The 19,173-nt window shown below is 64.6% G+C and carries 10 protein-coding genes and 1 pseudogene; 2 read left to right on the plus strand and 9 right to left on the minus strand.

What is annotated here, in order from left to right; genetic code table 11:
* From AC1D2O_RS36525 to AC1D2O_RS36550, 6 genes are all read right to left on the minus strand, one after another.
* Positions 1–189 (minus strand): DUF1302 family protein (locus AC1D2O_RS36525; RefSeq protein ID WP_478158824.1); only part of this gene is annotated, 189 nt, incomplete at its 3' end.
* Between the two features lie 52 nt (positions 190–241).
* Positions 242–1,045: an SDR family NAD(P)-dependent oxidoreductase gene (locus AC1D2O_RS36530; RefSeq protein ID WP_478158825.1), complete on the minus strand. Its 804-nt coding sequence runs from the start codon at positions 1,043–1,045 to the stop codon at positions 242–244.
* Positions 1,046–1,054: 9 nt separating this feature from the next.
* Positions 1,055–2,296: a thiolase family protein gene (locus AC1D2O_RS36535; RefSeq protein WP_478158826.1), complete on the minus strand. Its 1,242-nt coding sequence runs from the start codon at positions 2,294–2,296 to the stop codon at positions 1,055–1,057.
* A gap of 7 nt (positions 2,297–2,303) precedes the next feature.
* Entirely contained in the window at positions 2,304–2,666 is a 363-nt protein-coding gene (locus AC1D2O_RS36540; RefSeq protein WP_478092361.1) for a hypothetical protein, read from the minus strand.
* Positions 2,667–2,702: 36 nt separating this feature from the next.
* Positions 2,703–4,259: an AMP-binding protein gene (locus tag AC1D2O_RS36545; RefSeq protein WP_478158827.1), complete on the minus strand. Its 1,557-nt coding sequence runs from the start codon at positions 4,257–4,259 to the stop codon at positions 2,703–2,705.
* A gap of 87 nt (positions 4,260–4,346) precedes the next feature.
* Positions 4,347–5,480, minus strand: a complete 1,134-nt coding sequence (locus AC1D2O_RS36550) for a saccharopine dehydrogenase family protein (protein WP_478090724.1) — start codon at positions 5,478–5,480, stop codon at positions 4,347–4,349.
* Positions 5,481–5,494: 14 nt separating this feature from the next.
* Between AC1D2O_RS36550 and AC1D2O_RS36555 the strand changes: the two genes are divergently transcribed.
* Both AC1D2O_RS36555 and AC1D2O_RS36560 read left to right on the plus strand, forming a co-directional pair.
* Entirely contained in the window at positions 5,495–5,779 is a 285-nt protein-coding gene (locus tag AC1D2O_RS36555) for a hypothetical protein (protein WP_478090723.1), read from the plus strand.
* A complete protein-coding gene (locus AC1D2O_RS36560) occupies positions 5,779–8,451 on the plus strand; it encodes a LuxR C-terminal-related transcriptional regulator (protein WP_478158828.1) in 2,673 nt (890 codons plus the stop codon). Before AC1D2O_RS36555 ends, AC1D2O_RS36560 begins: the two co-directional genes overlap by 1 nt.
* A gap of 433 nt (positions 8,452–8,884) precedes the next feature.
* On the opposite strand, the gene AC1D2O_RS36565 is transcribed toward AC1D2O_RS36560, so the two are convergent.
* The 3 genes and pseudogenes from AC1D2O_RS36565 to AC1D2O_RS36575 all read right to left on the minus strand — a co-directional run.
* Positions 8,885–10,378 (minus strand): DUF1254 domain-containing protein, encoded by a 1,494-nt coding sequence (locus AC1D2O_RS36565; RefSeq protein ID WP_478090721.1) that lies wholly within the window; start codon positions 10,376–10,378, stop codon positions 8,885–8,887.
* 603 nt (positions 10,379–10,981) lie between these two features.
* Entirely contained in the window at positions 10,982–17,776 is a 6,795-nt protein-coding gene (locus tag AC1D2O_RS36570; protein ID WP_478158829.1) for an autotransporter-associated beta strand repeat-containing protein, read from the minus strand.
* 66 nt (positions 17,777–17,842) lie between these two features.
* Positions 17,843–18,073: pseudogene (locus AC1D2O_RS36575) on the minus strand (DDE-type integrase/transposase/recombinase); the annotation flags it as partial.
* Positions 18,074–19,173 lie beyond the last annotated feature (1,100 nt).

A 19,173-nucleotide genomic window follows, 5' to 3' on the forward strand; every position in this document is an offset into this window, starting at 1 on the left:
CTGGTCCTGCGTGCGATAGCCCAGGTTGTAGCGCACCGTGTTGTCCCAGCGAAGCACGACATCCGGATTCCCGGTATCGATCTCCATGGCGCGTGAGGTTGAGGCGATCGCGAGGAGCGCGAGCGCTGCGGAAGTCAATGCGCTGAGGCGGTGCCTGGTGACCGGCGTGCGCGTGAAGTGCTGGGGCATGGAGTTGTCTCTTGAATTCTTTTTCTGATGAGATGGCGGCGAAGATGCCCGCTCAGGCGATCAGCTTGACGACGTTGTGATAGCTGTTCGGCAGCAACCGCGACAGCCAGAACAGCGTTGAGGACTGGTTGCCCGTCACGACACGCTTCTTGCCTAGCCGCACGCCTTTCAGGATGGCGGCTGCGCAGTCCTCTGGCGGCGTGGTGAGCAGCTTTTCGCCCAAGGCCGAGAAGCGCGCCTCTTCCTTTCCAGCGTTCTTGCATCGCCGGCCGGCTCGCTCGAAGTTTGTCTTGATGCCGCCAGGATGCACGCTGAGCGCCCGCACGCCAGTGCCTTCGAGTTCACGCCACAGACACTCGGTGAGTCCTCGAACGCCGAATTTGGATATGTTGTAGGCGCTCTGGGCCGGAAAGCCGACCAGTCCGAACACGCTCGACATGTTGACAATGCAGCCCTCGCGCTGCGACAACATCATCGGCAGAAAGGCCTTGGTGCCGTAGATCACGCCCCACAGGTTGATGTTGAGTTGCCACTCGATCTCCTCGATCTCGAGATGCTCCACAGTGCCGATAACGGTGACGCCGGCATTGTTAAACACGAAATGAGCAGTGCCGAAGTCGCTACGCACGGCGTCGGCGTGGGCGAAGACTGCTTCCCGCGACGAGACGTCCAGGGAATAGCCCCGGGCCTCGGTGCCGACCGGCAGTTGCCGAATGGTCTGCGCCAGTCCGGCAGCGTCGATGTCCGACAGCGCCAGGCGGGCGCCGGCGGCGGCCAGCTGAAGGGCCAGCGCCCGACCGATGCCCGATCCGGCGCCGGTGATGACCGCGACCTTGCCTTTGAAATGGGGTTGCACGAAGTCTCCTTAGTTCTTGGTGAGAATATGAATGGCAAGGGCGGCCTCTTCGATGCCCTGGAGGCCGCCCCCGTTTTCCTGGATGGCATGGCGCGCGCCGTGAACCTGGCGTGCGCCGGCTTCACCGCGCAGTTGAGTGACCAGCTCGTGGATCTGGCCAAGCCCGGTCGCGCCCAAGGGGTGGCCCTTGGACTCCAGGCCGCCGGAGGGATTGATCGGAATGCGTCCGCCGATGGTGAAGTCGCCGCGCTCTGCGGCGGGGCCGCCTTGTCCGAGCGGGACAAGGCCGAGGTTTTCGGCCTGGATGATCTCGCCCATCGCGGACGCATCGTGCACCTCGGCCACGTGCATGTCGCCGGGGCCGAGCGCGGCCTGGTCGTAGGCCTGCTGCGCTGCGAGCCGGCCGATGTTGAGATCCGGCTGATCGAGCCCGCGCACGGTGAAGCTGCGCATCACGCTCGCAGCGACTTTCACGTTGCGCGAAGCCAATGCGCTGATGCGGCGCAGGCCCTCCGCGGTGCAGATGATGACCGCCGCCGCACCGTCGGACAGCGGCGCGCACATCGGCAAGGTCAACGGATAGGTGATGGGCGGCGCGGCCAGGACTTCGTCGATGGTGAATGGCTTGCGAATCTGCGACAGCGGGTTGTGCACGGAGTGCAGATGGTTCTTGGCCGAAACCGCCGCGATCTGTCGCTGCGTGGTGCCGTGCGTCTTCATGTGATGACGGCACAACGCCGCGTAGATCGCCATGAAGCGGCTGTAGGGCTTGTCGGATTCCGACCCCGGAGGCGGCTCGATGCCCTCGCCCATGCGCATCAACTGCTCGTAGTTCTGCTGTGCGCGCGAGACGTCCCAGCCGGCCTCGAAGAGCGCGAAGGCCTTGGGCTTGTCGGCGACGTTCATCTTCTCCGCGCCCAGCGCGAGTGCGATGTCGCAGGCGCCCGCCTTCAGGTGCTGGACGGCCAAGTGGAGCGCCGTGCTGCCGGAGGCGCAGGCGTTCTCGACGTTGAAGATCGGAATGCCTGCGATGCCGCTCTTGCCGAGGACGACCTGGCCCGGGATCGAGAGCTGCCCCTGCAGCGGCCCGTTGGTCACGCCCGAGTAGAAAGCCGCGTCGAGATCGCCGACGTAGCATCCCGCATCCTGCAGGGCGCCGTTCAGCGCTTCGCCCGCCATGTCTTCGAGCGAACGCTCCGGATGGCGACCGAACACGGTCATCCCGACGCCGGCAATGTAGATGCCGTTCATGGTGGCCTCAGGCCGCGCTGCGCTGCAGGAAGCGCAGGAACAGCAGCGAGTAGATGACGTCTCCGCTCACCAAGAGCGCCATTTGCGGCGTCGTGCTGCCCGCAAGCCAGTTCGCCCAGACGATCGCCACGACCGCCAGCTTGCCGAGCACACCCAACGCGACGATGCCGCGGTAGGCGGTCGGTGCCATTCCGACCAGCCAGTAGCCGCACCCGAAGACGAAGATGGCGCCGAGGGTGATCTGACCGAACAGGGACTGCAGCGGCGGCTCCAGGCCCAGCGCATGCGCAAGGAGCGCCAGGATCAACACGGCGCCCCAGTTGAAGAGCGCAGCGGAATAGAAAAGGGCCTTGGTTTGTGCGAGTGTCATCGTGGTTCTCATGGAGGTGTGGCGGTGCGGGAGCGCTCAGATCGCACGTGAGGCATGGGCCCAGTAGGGAGCCCGCAAGTCCTTCTTGAGGACCTTGCCTGCGGCACTGCGCGGCAGCGCGGCCGTGAAGTCGATCGTTTTCGGCGACTTCACCGGACCGAGCTTCTCGCGGCACAGCGCGATCAACTCGTCGGCGCCGACTTCCTGGCCGGGGCTCAGCTCGACGACGGCCTTCACCGCCTCGCCCCATTTCTCGTCGGGCACGCCGATGACGGCACAGTCCTGGACGGCGGGGTGCGCCCAGATCACCTGCTCGACTTCGCTCGGATAGACGTTGAAGCCGCCGCTGATGATCATGTCTTTCTTGCGGTCGGTGATGTGCAGGTAGCCCTCGGCGTCGAGGTGCCCGACGTCACCGGTATGCAGCCAGCCATCGACGAGGGTCTCGGCGGTCTTCTCCGGGGCCTTGTAGTAGCCCTTCATGACCAGGTCGCCGCGCACGCAGATCTCGCCGGTCTCGCCCTGCGCCAGCAGTTCGCCGCGTTCGTTCATGATCTCCACGCGCACCAGGGGACTGGGCCGCCCTACGGACGACAGGCGCTCATCCCCCGCGATGCGGCCGAGGACGAAGTGCTCGGCCGGTGTCAGGAAGGAGATCGAGGCCGGGCATTCGGTCTGGCCGTAGCCGCCCATCATCACCGGGCCGAAGACTTCGATGGCGCGCTTGAGCTTCTCGACGGACATGGGCGCCGCACCGTAGAGGAAGTAGCGCAGCGAGGCAAAGTCGACCTTCTCGATGCTGGGAATGTCCAGCAGCTTGTAGATCACCGTCGGCGGCAGGAAGAGTTCGGTCACTCTGTGGCGCGCGATCGCCCCCAGCAGGAGCGCAGGGTCCGGCTTTGTCAGTACGACCACGGTGCCGCCGCGGGCCGTGCAGGGCACCGCGAGCATGCCGGCGGTGTGTGTGATCGGCGCCGCGGCCAGGTTCACCGGATATTCGTCGCCGCCGTAGCTCGCGGCCGTCATGAAGTGTGCAATGAAGGCCTGCAGGCTTCGGTGCGTGTTCATCACGCCCTTAGGGCTGCCCGTGGTACCGCCGGTGGGTGACACCGCGACCACGTCGTCCATGTCGCAGGCCACGTCGGGTCGGGTGGCAGCCACTGTTTCCGTCCAATCCGCCAGCGCTTGCGCACCGGGATGAAAGCCGTCCAGGCAGATCCAGCGCTGAACCTTCGGCAGGCGCTCGCGCAGCGCGTCGATCTGGGCGCCGAAGGCCTGCTGGAAGAAGACGATCTCGCAATCGAAGCTGTCGAGGATGTAGTGGTTCTCCTCGGAGGCATTGCGCACGTTGATGGGAATCCACGTCATGTTCGCGCGCCACAGGCCGAGGGTGCAAATCCATGCGGTCACGTCGTTGCCGGCCCAGACGGCGCCACGCGTACCCTTGGCGAATCCGTCCGCCAGCAGTTGGTTGGCGATGCGGCAGGAGAAGTCGCCGACCTCGTCGAAACTGTACTGTCGCTCATCCTGGATGTAGGCGATGCCGGTCGGGTTGATGCGCCAGCCGCGGTCGAAGAAATCGATGATGGCCATGGGGCCTCCTTTGGAATCTCGGGCGCGAGCGCATCCGCAGGGCCGGCGGCTGCCGGCCCGGGATGCCTCGCGAGAATGATCAGCGTGTCAGAGCTGCGTGACGGTGGCTCTCGCCAGCCCACGCTGCTCGAGGAAGCCCAACAGGTAGCGATGGCCCAGGGCCTTGGCGGCCGAGGCGAAGCCGACCTTGGCGGTGTCGTTGTCGATGAGCTTGATCGCAGCGGCCGCCTGCAGCACGCCGGTGGAAATGTAGGGCGTCAGGCCATGCACGGTGGCGCGCACGGCCGCGAGGTGACCTCGACCGATGGCGAAGTCGACGGTGCGCTGGATCGTGGTGCGCTCACGCGGCGGCATCTGCGGCGTCGTGGAGTCGACGAGATGTTTGACCACCGCATCCTGCTCGCCCTTGCTCAGGTGCTTGTATTCGGCCTCCCACTTCTGGCCGACCGAATGCACCAGCTTCATCACCTCGTTGTCATAGAAGCCGACGGCCGACGTGCAGGCCCGCACGCGCGAGTCCTGCTCGAAGAACACCGGCAGCGAGGTGCCGCCCCAAGGCAGGCAAAAGATCGGCTGCATGAAGTCGGGCGAAGTGATGTTGTAGCTGGTGCCGGGCGCATGCTTGACCAGCTTCTTCTCCCACAGGTAGAGCTCTTGCTCGCGATACTGCCCGAAGATCGACGCGGTCGAGCCGACGGTGACACCCGAGCCGGCGCCGCGCGGGCCACGGCACAGGGTGGCGGTCTCGAGCGTATCCACGCCCTCGGTTTCGAGCGCCAGTTCGGCGGCGATTTCCGCGAAGGTGTACATGTAGGCGGTAGACGGCGCCACCAGCAGGCCCGCCTGGCGGAACAGACTGCCGAACTGCTCGCGGACTTGCAGGATGTAGGCCTGCTCCCCGGTGCTGTCGAGATAGTGGCAACCCGCCTTGAGCGCGGCTTCGACGGCCACCAGGCCGAAATCCACGAACGGGCCGACGGTGTTGCAGACGACCTTGGCGCCCGCGAAGGCTTTCGTCAGCGACGCGACGTCGTGGTCGCATTCGATGATTTCATAGGTCGCGGATTCCAGGCGGACCACACGCTGCGCCATCATTTCACGGGTGCGTCCGGCGCTGCGGGCGACTGCGGTGAAAGGAATGTTCTGGTCGATGAGCGCGTCCATGATGAGCATGCCGGTGTAGCCACTGGCTCCATAGACGACGACGGGGTGCTTTGCCATTGAGAGTCTCCTGTGTGAGTGTTGCGCTGCTTGAAGAAAGGGCCGAATGCCTCTGCCTGGCCGCCAGTGTCCTGATTTGCCGTGTGCCGCTCAATCACGGAAAGCCGGGAATTCATTCCAAGCATCGATTCACGGAATTCCGTGAACGACTGTCCTTCCCCCGCGCCAGATGGTTGCGCGAGACCTCCGCCGCCTTGACGCGCGCCGCCTTCGCCATCAGTACTTACCCGGAAGCCGCAATCGAAGTTCACAATGGGAGAATGGCCGCACTCCCGAAAGTCACCCGCCCGCTTCTGTGATGTTGTCCTATGCCCCAAGGCCGCTATTCCTGAAGCTGTGCGCTCCTCGTCCGGTTCCTCATGAAATCGAGCGCAATGCGGTCGCTGTGCTCCTTGCTCAGTCTGCGGCGAGCGTGGTGCTGGTCACTGCGCCAGCGGGATACGGGAAGTCCACCGCCATGGGGCAATGCCATCGTGCGCTGCATGAGCAGGGGATCCCGGTGGCGTGGCTGACGGTCGATCAGGACGACAACGATCCGGCGCGATTTGTCTCTCATCTGCAGTCGGCGCTGGCGCCCGTGTTTTCGAAGTTGCTTCCAGAGCGCGCGCTCGTCGAAGGCGACCATGTCGATGCGGCAGCAGGCAGCCGTGCCTACCAGCTGCTCAACGATCTGGCCGCGGTCCAAACCGGCTTTGTGCTGTTCGTCGACGATGTCGAACGTCTCGACAACCTCGAGGTACTGCACACATTCGTCCGCGTCATCGACACGCTGGGACCGGACCAGCGCGTCGTGATCGGCTCGCGTTCGATGCCAACGCTGGCACTGGGACGGCTTCGGGCGCAAGGGGCGTTGCTGGAGATCGATCGGAAGGCGCTGCGGTTCTCGATGGAGGATATGCGCGACTACCTCGCCGCCCGTCTGACCTCACCCATCGATGAGCTCGACCTGGCCATGCTCCAGACCCAGACCGATGGCTGGCCTGTGGCCTTGCAACTGGCGGCCTCGCTCATTGGCTCCGCGGGCGTCGATGCGGCTTTGCGCGGTACCGGGGAATTTTCACGGGCCATGGCAAGCTATCTTGCCGAAGACGTTCTCGCGAGACTGCCATCGCATCAGTTGGACTTTCTGCGGCAAACCGCCCTGTTCGAAACCTTCTGCGCCGCCATGTGCGATGCCGTCCTGGACCGCGAAGACAGCATGGTCCTGCTGCAAGGGATCGAACGCGAGAACATTCTCCTGTTTGCTGTTGAATCGGACGGCGGCGATTGGCATGAGTACCATCCGTTGTTTCTGGCATTCCTTCGCAATCAACCGGGTGTTCCGGTAGGCGAGTCAGCCCATGGGCTGCACGTGAGGGCCGCAAGGTGGTTGGCTCAGGAAGGTCGTTTGATACAGGCCATCCACCATGCGCTCGCAGGTGGGGCGGTCGAACTCGCTGCCCAGTGGATGGCGCTTTGCGCCTCCGAGATGATCAATACCGGCCAGATCGATGCCCTGGCCCAATGGGTCGCTTCCATCCCCGAACACTTGTTGGAAGCGCACCCGGACCTGGCCATTTCCGGCGCCTACGCAATGGCCCTCCGCCATCGCCACTCGGCTGCCATTCGGCTGATCGACATCGTCGAACGCGTGGCTGCGTCGGATTCGCAAGTCGCCTCCGAGTTGGTGGGCGCAAGGCTGGCTGCTTATTCGTGGGGTGACGAGGTTCCGAAAGCCACGGCACTCGCCCTCGCCTGCGTGGGCGGCTCTGACGCTGCCCCACCGCGAACTCGCGGTTTGATCCTCAACGTGTCCGCCTACGCTTGTATTTGCCGAGGAGACTATGCACAGGCACTGCGCTATCTGGCCACCGCCAAGCGCGCCTATGTCGGCGAGATCCACGGGCTCAATCACACCCTGTGTTTCGAAGGGGCGATAGAGCTGCACCAGGGCAACGTCGGCGAAGCGCGCCTGCGCTTCGAGGCCACATTGCACAAGATCATCGACGCGGGCTACCGATTCACGGATGCGTCGGGTGTCGCTGCAGCCCATTTGGCCGAAGCCCTTTACGAACTGAACGACCTCCAGGCTGTAGAGCTTCTGCTGGAAGACTACCTGCCTACCATCCGGGACGCCTGCACCGCGGACTACGTGATCGTCGCCTTTCGTGTGGCGGCGCGCACGCACGCCTTGCGCGGGCGCACCCAGTCTGCCCAACAGACGCTCTCCGAGATGCTTGACCTTGGCGACGCCTGGGGCATACCTCGTATCGCCTCGGCAGCCCGGCAGGAGAAGCTGAGACTGGCACTGCTGGGCGGCGACCTGGCGAGTGCGCGCCACCTCATGACGCTGATCGAGCAAAGCGGCGGCTGGAAGGCCGAGGCCGGTCAGTTCCTCCATGCCGACGATCTCGACGATGGCTTCATCGCGTCCGTGCGGCTCTCCATGCGCTCTGGCGCCGCGCCGTCGATGATCCACCGCGTGCAGGAGGCGGTGGCGCAGGCCGAGGCGGCCCATCACACGCGCCGTGCCGTGCGCCTGCGCTGCCTGTTGGCACAGGCCTACGAGGCCGCGCTCAAACGCCCGCAGGCGCTGGAGGTGCTCGAGCAAGCGCTGGATGTTGCCAGTACCAAGGGACTTGTGCGGGTGCTGGCCGACGAACCCTGGCATCTTCAGCCCCTGCTGGAGGCGATGGCGACACGGGATGGCGTGCACCCCCTGCATCTGGCCGCGGTCTCCGGCGCCATGCGCCCCACCCTGACGGCGGTGCCCCCGGCGCCAGCCCAGAGTGCGACCGAAAGCCTGCTCAGCCAGCGCGAGCGCCAAGTGCTGCGCCTTCTGGCCGACGGACTATCGAACAAGGAACTGAGCCGCAGCCTGTTCATCAGCGAGAACACCGTGGAAAGCCACCTTCGTCGCATCAACGGCAAGCTGGGCGCGAAGAACCGCACGCAGGCAGTCACGCGAGCGCGCGAATTGGGTCTGATCTAGGGCCTGTTCGACCTATCGCTGTCGACCGGTGCCATGCGGCCGAGGAGATTGGCAAAGGCGTCCGCGCTCGGCTCAAGATCGCCAATGGTGTAGCCCCAAGCAGTTGCGAGTTTCTGCTGCCGGACAACGAAGAGGACTTCTCTCGCCCATGGGAACACTCGCCAGGGGTAACCAGCATGTACCTCCCATTCGGGGCGAACCCGGAGGCCGTGCCCGACTTCTCCAAGGATGAGTTGCTCCGCAGGCTGCGAGCTGCTCTAGGCGGCAATATTCCGGCTCCCTTGACCTCGTCAACTTCCAGGACCAGGACATCTGCCACGGTGACCAAGCCGCAATCCGCAATCAACACATGCGCCGGTGCTCTCTGTTCGAAGCAAAACGGCGGCCCGTTGGGCCGCCGTTGAGTTCCTGACCAGCGTTGTGCCGGAGTCGATCAGGGTTGCAGCTCGATCTCGCCCGGCCGCCAGGTCTTGTTGAACCACGGTTCCAGCGGACCGTAGAGGCGCAGCAGCGTGAACCAGCCCTTGCCCGGAATCGTCTGCACCCAGTTGTTCTCCATTCCCGCCGGGGCCTTCGGTCCGAAGTAGACGTCCACCGAGCCGTCCGCATTGGTCTTGACGCCCTTGCTCTGGCTGCTGACGCTCGGGGCCTTTTGGTCGGTTTGCACCATCGAGCGGGTCTGGTTGTCGTAGACGATGACCGACCAGAAATCCTTGACTGGGACGTTGGGCGGCAGGCGCAGTTTGTAGTTCTTGCCGCCATCCAACGGGTTGCCCTTCGCATCCTGGACCGACCAGGGGTACTGCGACCCACGGCCCACCATCTTTTCCTCCATCGCCGGCGTCACGGCGATGGCAAAGTAGTAAAAGAAAACGGCACCGTCCAGATTGCTGACACCGGGCGCCGACTCGAACTTGTATCCACCCAGGAACGGCAGGCGCCACGCACTGTCCGGATAGAAATACGCATCCTTCGGGCGAATCTTGAAGGCGATCGTGCGTGCCGTCACCGCGCCGATGTTGGCGGCGTCGGTGAGGATCTTCTTCATCCGCTCATCGGGAGCAAAGGGCTTGCCCTTGACGATGCCGATCGAGGCGAACAGGCCTAAGGTGGTCGGGTCGGAACCCTCCGCCGGCTCTTCCTGGATGACCTGGTTCAACAAGCTCCAGAACGAATAGTCACCCGGTGCGACGAAGTTCGATGGGAGCCCGGAGGCATTGACGAACTTCATCTGCGGCGGGTTGGCGGCTTCGGCCAAGGGATAGAGGCGCAGGTTCTTCTTGGCCGAATCGACCGCGGGTTGGGTGGAGCCGTCTACGAGGAAAGAGCGAAAGACGAAGTAGCTGCCGAAGGTGTTCGGCCGCAAGACGTGATACCCGGCTGGTATGTCGCCCTTGAATCCGGGCGGCAGCAGGAGGTACTTGCCGCCCTCGCCCTTGTCGGCCCCGGTGATGCCGATGTCGCCCACCCACTTGTACCAGAAGTCGTCGACCGTCCCGAGCACCTTGGGCGGAATCTCGGCCACCACCGGACCCTTGCTCGTGTCGACCCACATGAAGTTGTAGATCGTGTTGTCGTTGCCGGTCAGGGCGACGGTCTTCGAATCGAGCAGATTTTCCCAGATGACGTTGGTCTGGTTGTCGGGTCCGAACTTGCGCAGCGATTCGCGCATACCGGCCTGATTGACGATCGGGATCGCGAGCAGATAGGCCTGAAGGGCGCGCGAACGGTCCAGGTTGTCGTAGATCTTGTCGACAGTTTCAGCCGACGGGTAGCCGTAATTGAGGTTCAGCGTCCCGATCGAGGACTCGATCTTGTTCGGCACGGCGACGCCCGGCGCGATGGGTGTCGTCATCTTGTAGGGCTGCGCGGAAACCGTCGTGGCGACGGCGGCGGCGATCACCACGCCAAACAGTAGCTGTTTCATAACTTTTTGAATCCCCTTGTAGATCGATTGGCGGTTTTGGTTCTTTGACGTATCTCAGGCCACCCATTGATGGTCGCTAGCGACTGGTTTATGAGCAGACGCTTGTAGGTCCGGTTGTGGCCGGGACTTCGTCACAAAAAGGGATTCTAGGCATGGCGAGCCAAGGCTCCGCTGAAGCTCGCATCGCCTGGTTCCAATGCTACTTACGAACGACTGCGGCGCCGTTGGGCCCGGCGCAGCCCGCGCGGTAAACGCCATTGACGCAGGTGACCCTCGGGGGCGGGGGCTTCTTGACCACGACCGCGCCGTTCGGGCCGGAACAGCCCGCGCGATAAACGCCCCTGACGCACGCGCTCGCCGAGGCGTCCAACGGCAGCAGGGCCATCATTCCCAAAGCTGACGTCGCAGCCAGTAGATACCGGTATTTCAAAGCTTGCTCCCTGATAAAGGCTGGCGAACGCCATGGATACCCGCCGTTTCGTCCTGCGCAGACCATACTGATAAAAGCATCCGCGCGCACCTTCCCTTTCGGGCAGTAGCCTTGCTCCGGCGCGCGCAGGGTGCGCCACAGTCGCCTCGTCTCGCCGCCGGCCGATGCCAAGGCTACCAGCGCACCTTCATGCCGATCGACGCCTGCACTGAGGACTTCACGGAGGCATCGCCGCTGATGTTCCACAGATGCCCAATTTCGCCGTAGAGGCTCGTCGTTGGTGTCAGTGCCAGGGTCGCTCCAGCGGCCACCTCGCCAGCGCTGTAGCTGCCTCCGCTCGCCATCGCGGTCACTCCCGACGGGCCGATGAACGCGGCCACATCGTCCCCGACGCTCGCGTGGTACAGGTTCACGCGCCCATAGGGCTGCAGCCGACCGGCCCCCGTGGCGAGGTCGCCCTTCACGCGCACGCCCAGGCGCCCGATCCAGCCATTGCCCGGGTCCTGCTGCACGCGTGCGCCACTCAGTATCAGGTCGTCGAAGCTGCTGTGCTGCCACGCGAACTGCGCCTGTGGCTCGATGCTCCAGCGCGCGTCGAGTGCGAACGCCTTGCCCGTCTCCACCGAAGCCATGAGGCTGCTGGCCTTGCCCGAGACTCGGGGGTTGATGTCCGGACGCACGTCATAGCGCTGGCTACCGCCTTGCAGCACGCTGTCGACATACCAGCCATTGGCGTCCATCCAGGTCGCATAGGCACCCAGGTAGCGTGACTGCAGGTTGTTGCTGCCCACCCGCGCGGTGAGCCCACGCGCATTGCCGGTGACGTCGGCGTTGCCGTCCAGAACCCCGACATAGACGCCGGCGCGCCAGTTGTCTTTCACCAGCAAGTCGCTCCCGGCCTGCACGCCGCTCACCTGCCCGTCGGTCCGAGCGTGTGCGATGCCCGATTGCTCCATCCCCAGGTCGGCATACACCACGCGCGCCCACGCCCGGCGCGTGCTCGCATTCGGCGTCTGGTCGTCAGGCCCGTTGTGGGACTCGCCCGCCGTGGCCGCGGGAGCCTCATCCCCCATGCGCCGATGCAGGTTGCTCAGCATGGCCAGGTCGGATCGCCGCAGCTGCGCCGGCAAGGCGGCCAGCAGAGGCACTTCGGCGCGATAGGTGGGCACTTGAACGGGCGGAACCGGCTGGGGCTGCGCGGGTTGCTCGGGTAGCGCCGACTGCTCCGGAGGCGCGGGTTGGATCGGGGGGATGGACGGCGCGGTCGAGCGCAGGTACCAGTTTTCCCCCGCGCCAAGCAGGTCGGCCGCATAGAGGCGGTACTCGAAGGCCCCCGCGTCCACATGGCCGCCGGCCAGGCTGAAGGCGCTCTGGGTCGTCTGCGCGGTAGTGGTCGCTCCATTGCGTCCACTCACCACCTCGATGCCATTGCCCGTGGTGAGCATGCCGAGGCCTGCGATGCTGGCGATCTGGATCGTGGTCTTGCCGCTGGCTTTGGCCGCCGCTCCGTCGAGCACCAGCCTGTCGCTCACGCTGGCGCTGCCGGCGAGACCGGTGCCCAGCCTCAGGAGGCCGGTATTGCCCACATAGGCGCCGCTGGTCGTGAGCGTGCTGCCCGCTGCGGCGCCGACCAGGCTGACCGTTCCGCTGTTGGTCAGTGCCGCCACGCGTTGATCGAGGCCACTGGTGTCCAGGGTGGCGCCTGTCGCTACCGTGTGGGCCGAGGCGGCGCTGAGCGTGTGAGCCGCGCCAGTGCGCAAGGTGCCCGCGGCCACCGTGGTGGCACCCGTGTGGGCGTTGGCGCCCGAGAGCACCAGCGTGCCGCTGCCGTTCTTGGTGAGCGCCCCGCCACCGGAGATGACACCCGACAGAGTTTCAGTGAAGGCGCCGGTATCGACGATCGGATCATGAGTGCCGGTGAGCACCACCGCGTTGGCCAGGTTCAAGCCATCGGCCGCAAATCCCAGCGTGGTTCCTTCGTCCATGGCCAGGGGCCCGCTGCCGAGCGCGGTGTTGTGACCCACCGAAATCTGTCCGCCCTTGAGCGCCGTGCCGCCGCCGTAGGTGTTGGCGCCGGTCAGCGTCAGCGTGGCGCTGTTGAGCTTGGTGACGGTACCGGTCCCGCTGATCACGCCGCCGAAGGCGACGTCGTCCGAGCGGTTGAACGCCAGCGTGCCGTTGTTGGTCACGTGGCCGACGATCGATCCCGTCGTCCCTGCATTGCCCAGCTGCAGGGTACCGCCACTGATGGTCGTGCCGCCGGTATAGCTGTTGGCGCCGGCGAGGACCAGCGTGCCCAGATCGGTCTTGTCGACTCCTCCGGCACCGGCGAGTTCCGACACCACAGTGGCCACGTAGCCCGCTCCCGGCGCCGTGCCGTCGCCCACGCGCAGGGTGTTGCTGCCGGCAGCCAGCGTGATCGGGCCGCCTTGCACGACGTAGCCGTTGGTCGCGAACTGCATGCCGCCGGAGATGACCGCCCCCAGGCTGTTGTCCACCGTGACGGTACCGGGCACGGCGGAGAAGATCGCAAAGTTGCCGTTCGTATAAGGCGCATTGACGGCCCCGGTCACCTCGGTCCAATTGTCGTTGCCGGCCGAGGCCTGCCAGATGCCATTGCCGCCATTGACCACACCGTTGTTGCGCGGCACGGTTGTGCCATCCCAGAATCTCAGCGTCAGGCCCGCCGTGTTCACCAGGTTGACCTGATTGGCGACGGAGGTCTGCACGAAGGCCGTGATGCCGGCGGGCTGCGTGCCGAGGACGAGGCCGTTGTCGGTCAGCGTGCCGCCGTAGCTGATCACGCGGTAGAGGCCGGGGCCGAAGGTGCCGCCCACCGAGGTGGCAACGTTGAGGGTGCCGTCCAGCGTCAGATTGCCGCCCACCACGGTCAGGTCGTTGAACGCGCCGCCGACGGTACCCGTTTGTCCGAATTCGTAGTTGAGTCGCGATGCGCCGCTCAGGGACAAATTTCCATTGATGGTCAGCGTGCCGAGGGAAGCACTTGGGACGGTGCCGGGCGCAAGGATCCCGTCGCTGATCGCGACGCTGCCCCCCAGCGTGCCACGCCCCCCGAGGGCGCCGCCATTGGAGACGCTCATCGTGCTGCCAGTGCCGCCCAGGATGCCGTCGACCAGCAGGGTGCCATTCGTGACGCTGGTGCTGCCGGAGAAGGTGCTGCTGTTGCCGGTCAGGGTGGTGATTCCGCCGGCCACCTGCGAAAGGGATCCGGCACCGGAGATGGCGCCCGCGAAAGTCAGGGCGTCGCTGCGATTGAAGATGAGCGCACCGTTGTCGGTCACGTCGCCGATGATGGAGCCCGTGGTGCCACCGGTGCCGAGTTGCAAGGTGCCACCGGCGATGGTCGTTCCACCTGTGTAGATACTGTCGCCGGTCAGCGTCAGCGTGTTGGCGCCGAGCTTGGTGACGGCACCCGTGCCGGAGATCACGCCGCCGAAGGTGACGTCGTCCGAGCGGTTAAACGCCAGCGTGCCGTTGTTGGTCACGTTGCCGACGATCGAGCCCGTCGTCCCTGCGTTGCCCAGCTGCAGGGTACCGGCAGTGATGGTCGTGCCGCCAGCGTAGGTGCTGTCGCCGGTCAGTGTCAGCGTGGCGCTGTTGAGCTTCGTGACGGTACCGGTCCCGCTGATCACGCCGCCGAAGGCGACGTCGTCCGATCGGTTGAACGCCAGCGTGCCGTTGTTGGTCACGTTGCCGACGATCGAGCCCGTCGTCCCTGCGTTGCCCAGCTGCAGGGTACCGGCAGTGATGGTCGTGCCGCCGGTATAGCTGTTGGCGCCGGCGAGGACCAGCGTGCCCAGATCGGTCTTGTCGACTCCTCCGGGCCCGGCGAGGTCCGACACAATGGTGGCCACGTAGCCCGCACCCGGCGTCGTGCCGTCGCCCACGCGCAGGGTGTTGCTGCCGGCGGCCAGCGTGATCGAGCCGCCTTGCACCACGTAGCCGCTGCTGGCGAACTGCATGCCTCCAGAGACCACCGCGCCCAGGCTGTTGTCCACAGTCACCGTGCCTGGCGCTGCCGAGAAGATCGAGAAGGCGCCGTTCGCGTACGGCGCATTGATGGCGCCGGTGGCCTCGGTCCAGTTGTCGTTGCCTGCCGAGGCCTGCCAGGTCCCGTTGCCGCCATTGACGACACCGTTGTTGCGCGGCACGGTTGCGCCGTCCCAGAAATTCAGCGCCAGGCCCGCCGTGTTCACCAGGTTGACCTGGTTGGCGACGGCGGTCTGCACGAAGGTCGTGCTGCCGGCGGGCTGCGTGCCGAGGACGAGGCCGTTGTCGGTCAGCGTGCCGCCGTAGCTGATCACGCGGTAGAGGCCGGGGCCGAAGGTGCCGCCTGCCGAGGTGGCAACGTTGAGGGTGCCGTCCAGCGTCAGATTGCCGCCCACCACGGTCAGGTCGTTGAGCGCGCCGCCGACGGTACCGGCTTGTCCGAATTCGTAGTTGAGTCGAGATGCGCCAGTCAGCGACAGATTGCCGGAGATCGTCAGCGTGCCGGGCGAGGTGCCGGGCGCGAGGATGCCGTCACTGATCGCGACGCTGCCGCCAAGAGTGCCGGTGCCGCCCAGCGTTGCGCCGTTCGCCACCGAGGTGAGGCCGGTGGCTCCCCTTTGATCGCCGTTGACGTAGAGCGATCCTGCCGAAACCGTCGTCGCGCCGGAATAGGTGTTCGTGCCCGTCAGCACCGTCGTGCCGGTGCCGATCTGGGCCAGCGTGCCTCCACCGCTGATCGTGTTTCCCACCGTGTAGCTGTTGCTGCGGTTGAAGCTCAGCGTCGCGCCACCAGCCACCGAGACCGCTCCCGAACCGAGATTGCCGGTGGTGCCGCCATTGCCGAGTTGCAGGGTGCCTGCATTGACGGTGGTGGTGCCGGCGTAGGTGTTGACGCCGGTGAAGGTTTGGGTGCCGGAGCCGATTTTGGCGAGATTGATGATCGCGTTCGGGCCGCCGGCATCTGCCGCATGCTCGCCCGTATTGGTCAGGCTGCCGCGGATCACACCGTCAAAAGTGCCCGAGCCGCCGTTGACCCCGACGGTCAACGTGTATCCGACCACACCGCTTTCCGTCAGAGAATTCAGGAAGCTGTTTCGAACCGTGCCACCGCCGGTCAGGGCATCTACCGTTACTTTGTTGCCGCGCAAATCGAAGGCGGCGCCGCTGCCAACATCCAAGCTCGCGCGATTGGCACTCCAGTCGGCGGTGAGATTGTCGTTGCCAATATAGCCGGTGCCTGACACCTTGATTTGCGTGCCCGCCGAGCCGGTGACGGCGCCTGCGAAGCGATTGATGGCGCCCGCATTGTTCTGGTTGTATTCCAAGATGCCGCCGGTGACCAACACCGGGGCGCCGGTGATCTCATTGATCGCTGTGGACTTTTTCAGCGTCGCTTGGCCGGCTCCGGCCTTGGTGATTTGATTGTTGCGGAGGCCGCCCGTGATGTCGAAGGTCAGGTTGGCGCTGGCCGAGGTCACGTCAATGGTGGCCGCCCCTGAGTTCCAGTACAGGTCACGTGCGGTGGTGGACTGGCTTCCGGTGCCGGTGTAGCGGAGGGTTGAGCCGTTCTGTATGCCAATGTAATTGGTGCCGGTCCCCGTTCCCAGTTGGCTGACGTCGGAAAACTGAATGGTGTTGGCACCGGTGCGCCCTACAAATAGGGTGCCGGTGAACGAGCTCGGCGCGGTCAGTTGCCAGGTGCCGTTGCCATCCCCATAAACGCTGAAGTTTCCATTGATCGCCCCAATGGTGTTCATTCCGGTGGCCGAACTGCTGCGAAGAAACAGCGCCTGGGAAGCGGAGGTGGTCAGCGTCACTGCGCCGATGTTCACATTCACACCGGAGGCGTTCAGTGTCAGATTGAACGCGCCAGGGCTGGTGATGTTCCCGGTGGCAATGGTGTAGCCGTGGCCACCGGTGAAATTGATGGTTGGCGACTGCCCTGTCAAGATACTCAGGTTGCCCAGCGTCAGCGTTCTTCCAGCGCCGGCACTCGTGAGTTGGTCGGCGTCGATGGTGTAGTTGCGCGTGCCGTTGTTGCCGAAACCGCTGATGCTGCCGCCGGCTGTGGCAAACGCGGTGTTGGTGTCGCTTCGGAGTTGGAGCGTGGTTCCGTCGCCGTTGATGGTGAGGGCCGAATTGGCGAGCGCCCCGCCGTCGGCCAGGCGCAAGATGCCACCGCTGAGGTTCGTGGCCCCTGTGTGGTTGTTGGCCGCAGAAAGCACCGCCGTAGCGTTGGCGCTGTTGACACTCAATGAGGTGGTGCCGGTCAGGCTGTTGAGTGAGGTCGCGTTCAACTGGGTGCCTGCTGCGGCCCCCCCAAAGCTGATCGCGGTGCCGTTTAGCGAGCCGGACACGGCCATCGTGCCACCAATGATTCTGGTAGCGCCAGCGTAGGTGTTGGGACCCGCCAACGCCAGCGTACCAGCGCCCGTCTTGATCAATCCGGCGTTTCCTGCCAGGGTCGCGCCGATCGTGTGGGTGCCGCCGAGGGTGTTGATGGTCGGTGTGCTGCCGGCCAGGGTGAGTGTGCTACCCCCAAGTGTGTAGCTGGAGGACGCGCCGAAGCTGAGGTTGTGCACGGTGATGGGCGTACCCAATGTCACCGCCATGATTCCCGTTCCGTCGAAGACCGCGTCGTCGAGCGCACCGTTATTCCAAATAGAAGGGCTTCCTCCGGTGCCGGTCGCACTCGAGTTCCAGAAGTTGTTGGTGGTATTCCAGGTGCCGGCGCCACCAAGCCCTGGTGTTACGCCGTTGATGTCCCAATACAGCGTGGCTGCCGCCGCGGGCATTGCCCAGGCGCTTGCCACGGCGACGGCCAGGATGGTGAGCCGCAATGCACCAACACAAGTTCGCACTCGGGACTTGCCGCTGCTCTGTGTGCGCGCCGTCTCGGGCACTGCCACCCAGGACGACAAGGCAGCGTTCCAGAGGCTGCGATACGACTTGTTCATGATGAAATCCGGTTGTGTCGCAAAAAGGAGTGCGTGACGAGCGAATGGGGCTGCGAGACAGCGGCCTCAAAACGCCAGGCTGTAGAACTGGTCGGCACCAGACATGACTTCGCCCTCGGGGCAGGGCAACTGCCCCTTATTGATCATGTGCATGGATTCGATGCCGGCGATGAGCTGGGCGGCCGAGTCGAACGACTTGAATCCAAGCATCGACATGACCCGTCGTTTGGTCGCGCGGTGGTCCTGCTCGACGATGTGTTTCAAGTACTTGTTCTGGCGCAGATCGATGGTTGCACCCATCCAGATTGCGCAGGCTCAGCGGGTAGGCCGCGTACCACACGTCAGGGTCACTTTCAGCGGGTAGTGCAGCCTCTTGAGAGCCCTGCGAAGCGTCGCGGCCATGAGCTCATTCTGAAACGGCACCATCTGCCCATTCTCGCCCGACCGCTTACTGCGACAGAGCCAGAGCGACGGCGATGCTGATGGCGCTGCGATGTATCTTTTTGTGATCGCGCGTTGCAAGCGAGTTTTCTGGTTGTTCATGTGGGGAACATCAGCTTCGCCCGGAGTCTCAGCGCCCAGCGGGTGCTTGAGCCGGGCGTGGAACAGCCGGCAAGGAGTGCGCCAGAAGGAATCGCAACAATGGAGAGATAAGGGCGAGTTCGACTTCCCACATTAATCCCACTTCAAGTTGGGGCCGAGCATATGGGCAAGCAGGCGCGCACACGCCTTCCCTAAAGGGCAGTAGACGCCGCACTGGAAAGAGCAAACAGTGCACGGATCACCCAAATAGGCGCGCGGATCTCTGCCTTCATCTCGCTGCCGTTGATGACGACGCGAGCGTCTGTCGCTCGCTGGGAAAATTGTCGTGTGCCGAAGCCATATGGACCCTGAAAGCCACGCGCGGGGTGACCGGCGGATGTGCGGGCGTCCTTGATCTCACCTGACCTGGAGAAGTTGCATGCGTACGGGCACGGCGACAGGCGCCACGCTGATCGCGGCAGCGACTCGTTGGGAAGGCTATGCGCTTTTTTGGGCTATTTGTGGAGGCGCTGACGTTTGTTATGTACCTGTTCAGGCCTCGGCAAACGCATATCGGGTACGATTTCGCGCTGCGATTTGAAGGGCCGCTTCGGAGCGACTCGTACACCCGCTTTGGTCTAGGGTTGTCCGACACCTGTCCGTGCACGACGACAGCGCCGAGCCCGTCAACGGCCTGAGGGCAGGTGTTGGACAAGCCTCCATGGAGGAAACCGCGGAATGCACGAATGTGGCCTGAGAGGGCTACGAAGCTATGGGGATTCGGTCGGCGTGGACTGAGCTCGCGCCGGCGACGCGAGTCAAGAATTGGGCCGAAGGCGTCGTTGAGGCGCAGCGGATCGATCGCGGCGCACTGA

The sequence above is a fragment of the Variovorax sp. P1_G12 genome (assembly GCF_056405555.1).

Coding starts and splice junctions, on each gene's coding strand:
- AC1D2O_RS36570 (WP_478158829.1), bottom strand. CDS start 17,776: ATGAACAAGTCGTATCGCAGCCTCTGGAACGCTGCCTTGTCGTCCTGG.
- AC1D2O_RS36545 (WP_478158827.1), bottom strand. CDS start 4,259: ATGGCCATCATCGATTTCTTCGACCGCGGCTGGCGCATCAACCCGACC.
- AC1D2O_RS36550 (WP_478090724.1), bottom strand. CDS start 5,480: ATGGCAAAGCACCCCGTCGTCGTCTATGGAGCCAGTGGCTACACCGGC.
- AC1D2O_RS36540 (WP_478092361.1), bottom strand. CDS start 2,666: ATGACACTCGCACAAACCAAGGCCCTTTTCTATTCCGCTGCGCTCTTC.
- AC1D2O_RS36535 (WP_478158826.1), bottom strand. CDS start 2,296: ATGAACGGCATCTACATTGCCGGCGTCGGGATGACCGTGTTCGGTCGC.
- AC1D2O_RS36560 (WP_478158828.1), top strand. CDS start 5,779: ATGTTGTCCTATGCCCCAAGGCCGCTATTCCTGAAGCTGTGCGCTCCT.
- AC1D2O_RS36565 (WP_478090721.1), bottom strand. CDS start 10,378: ATGAAACAGCTACTGTTTGGCGTGGTGATCGCCGCCGCCGTCGCCACG.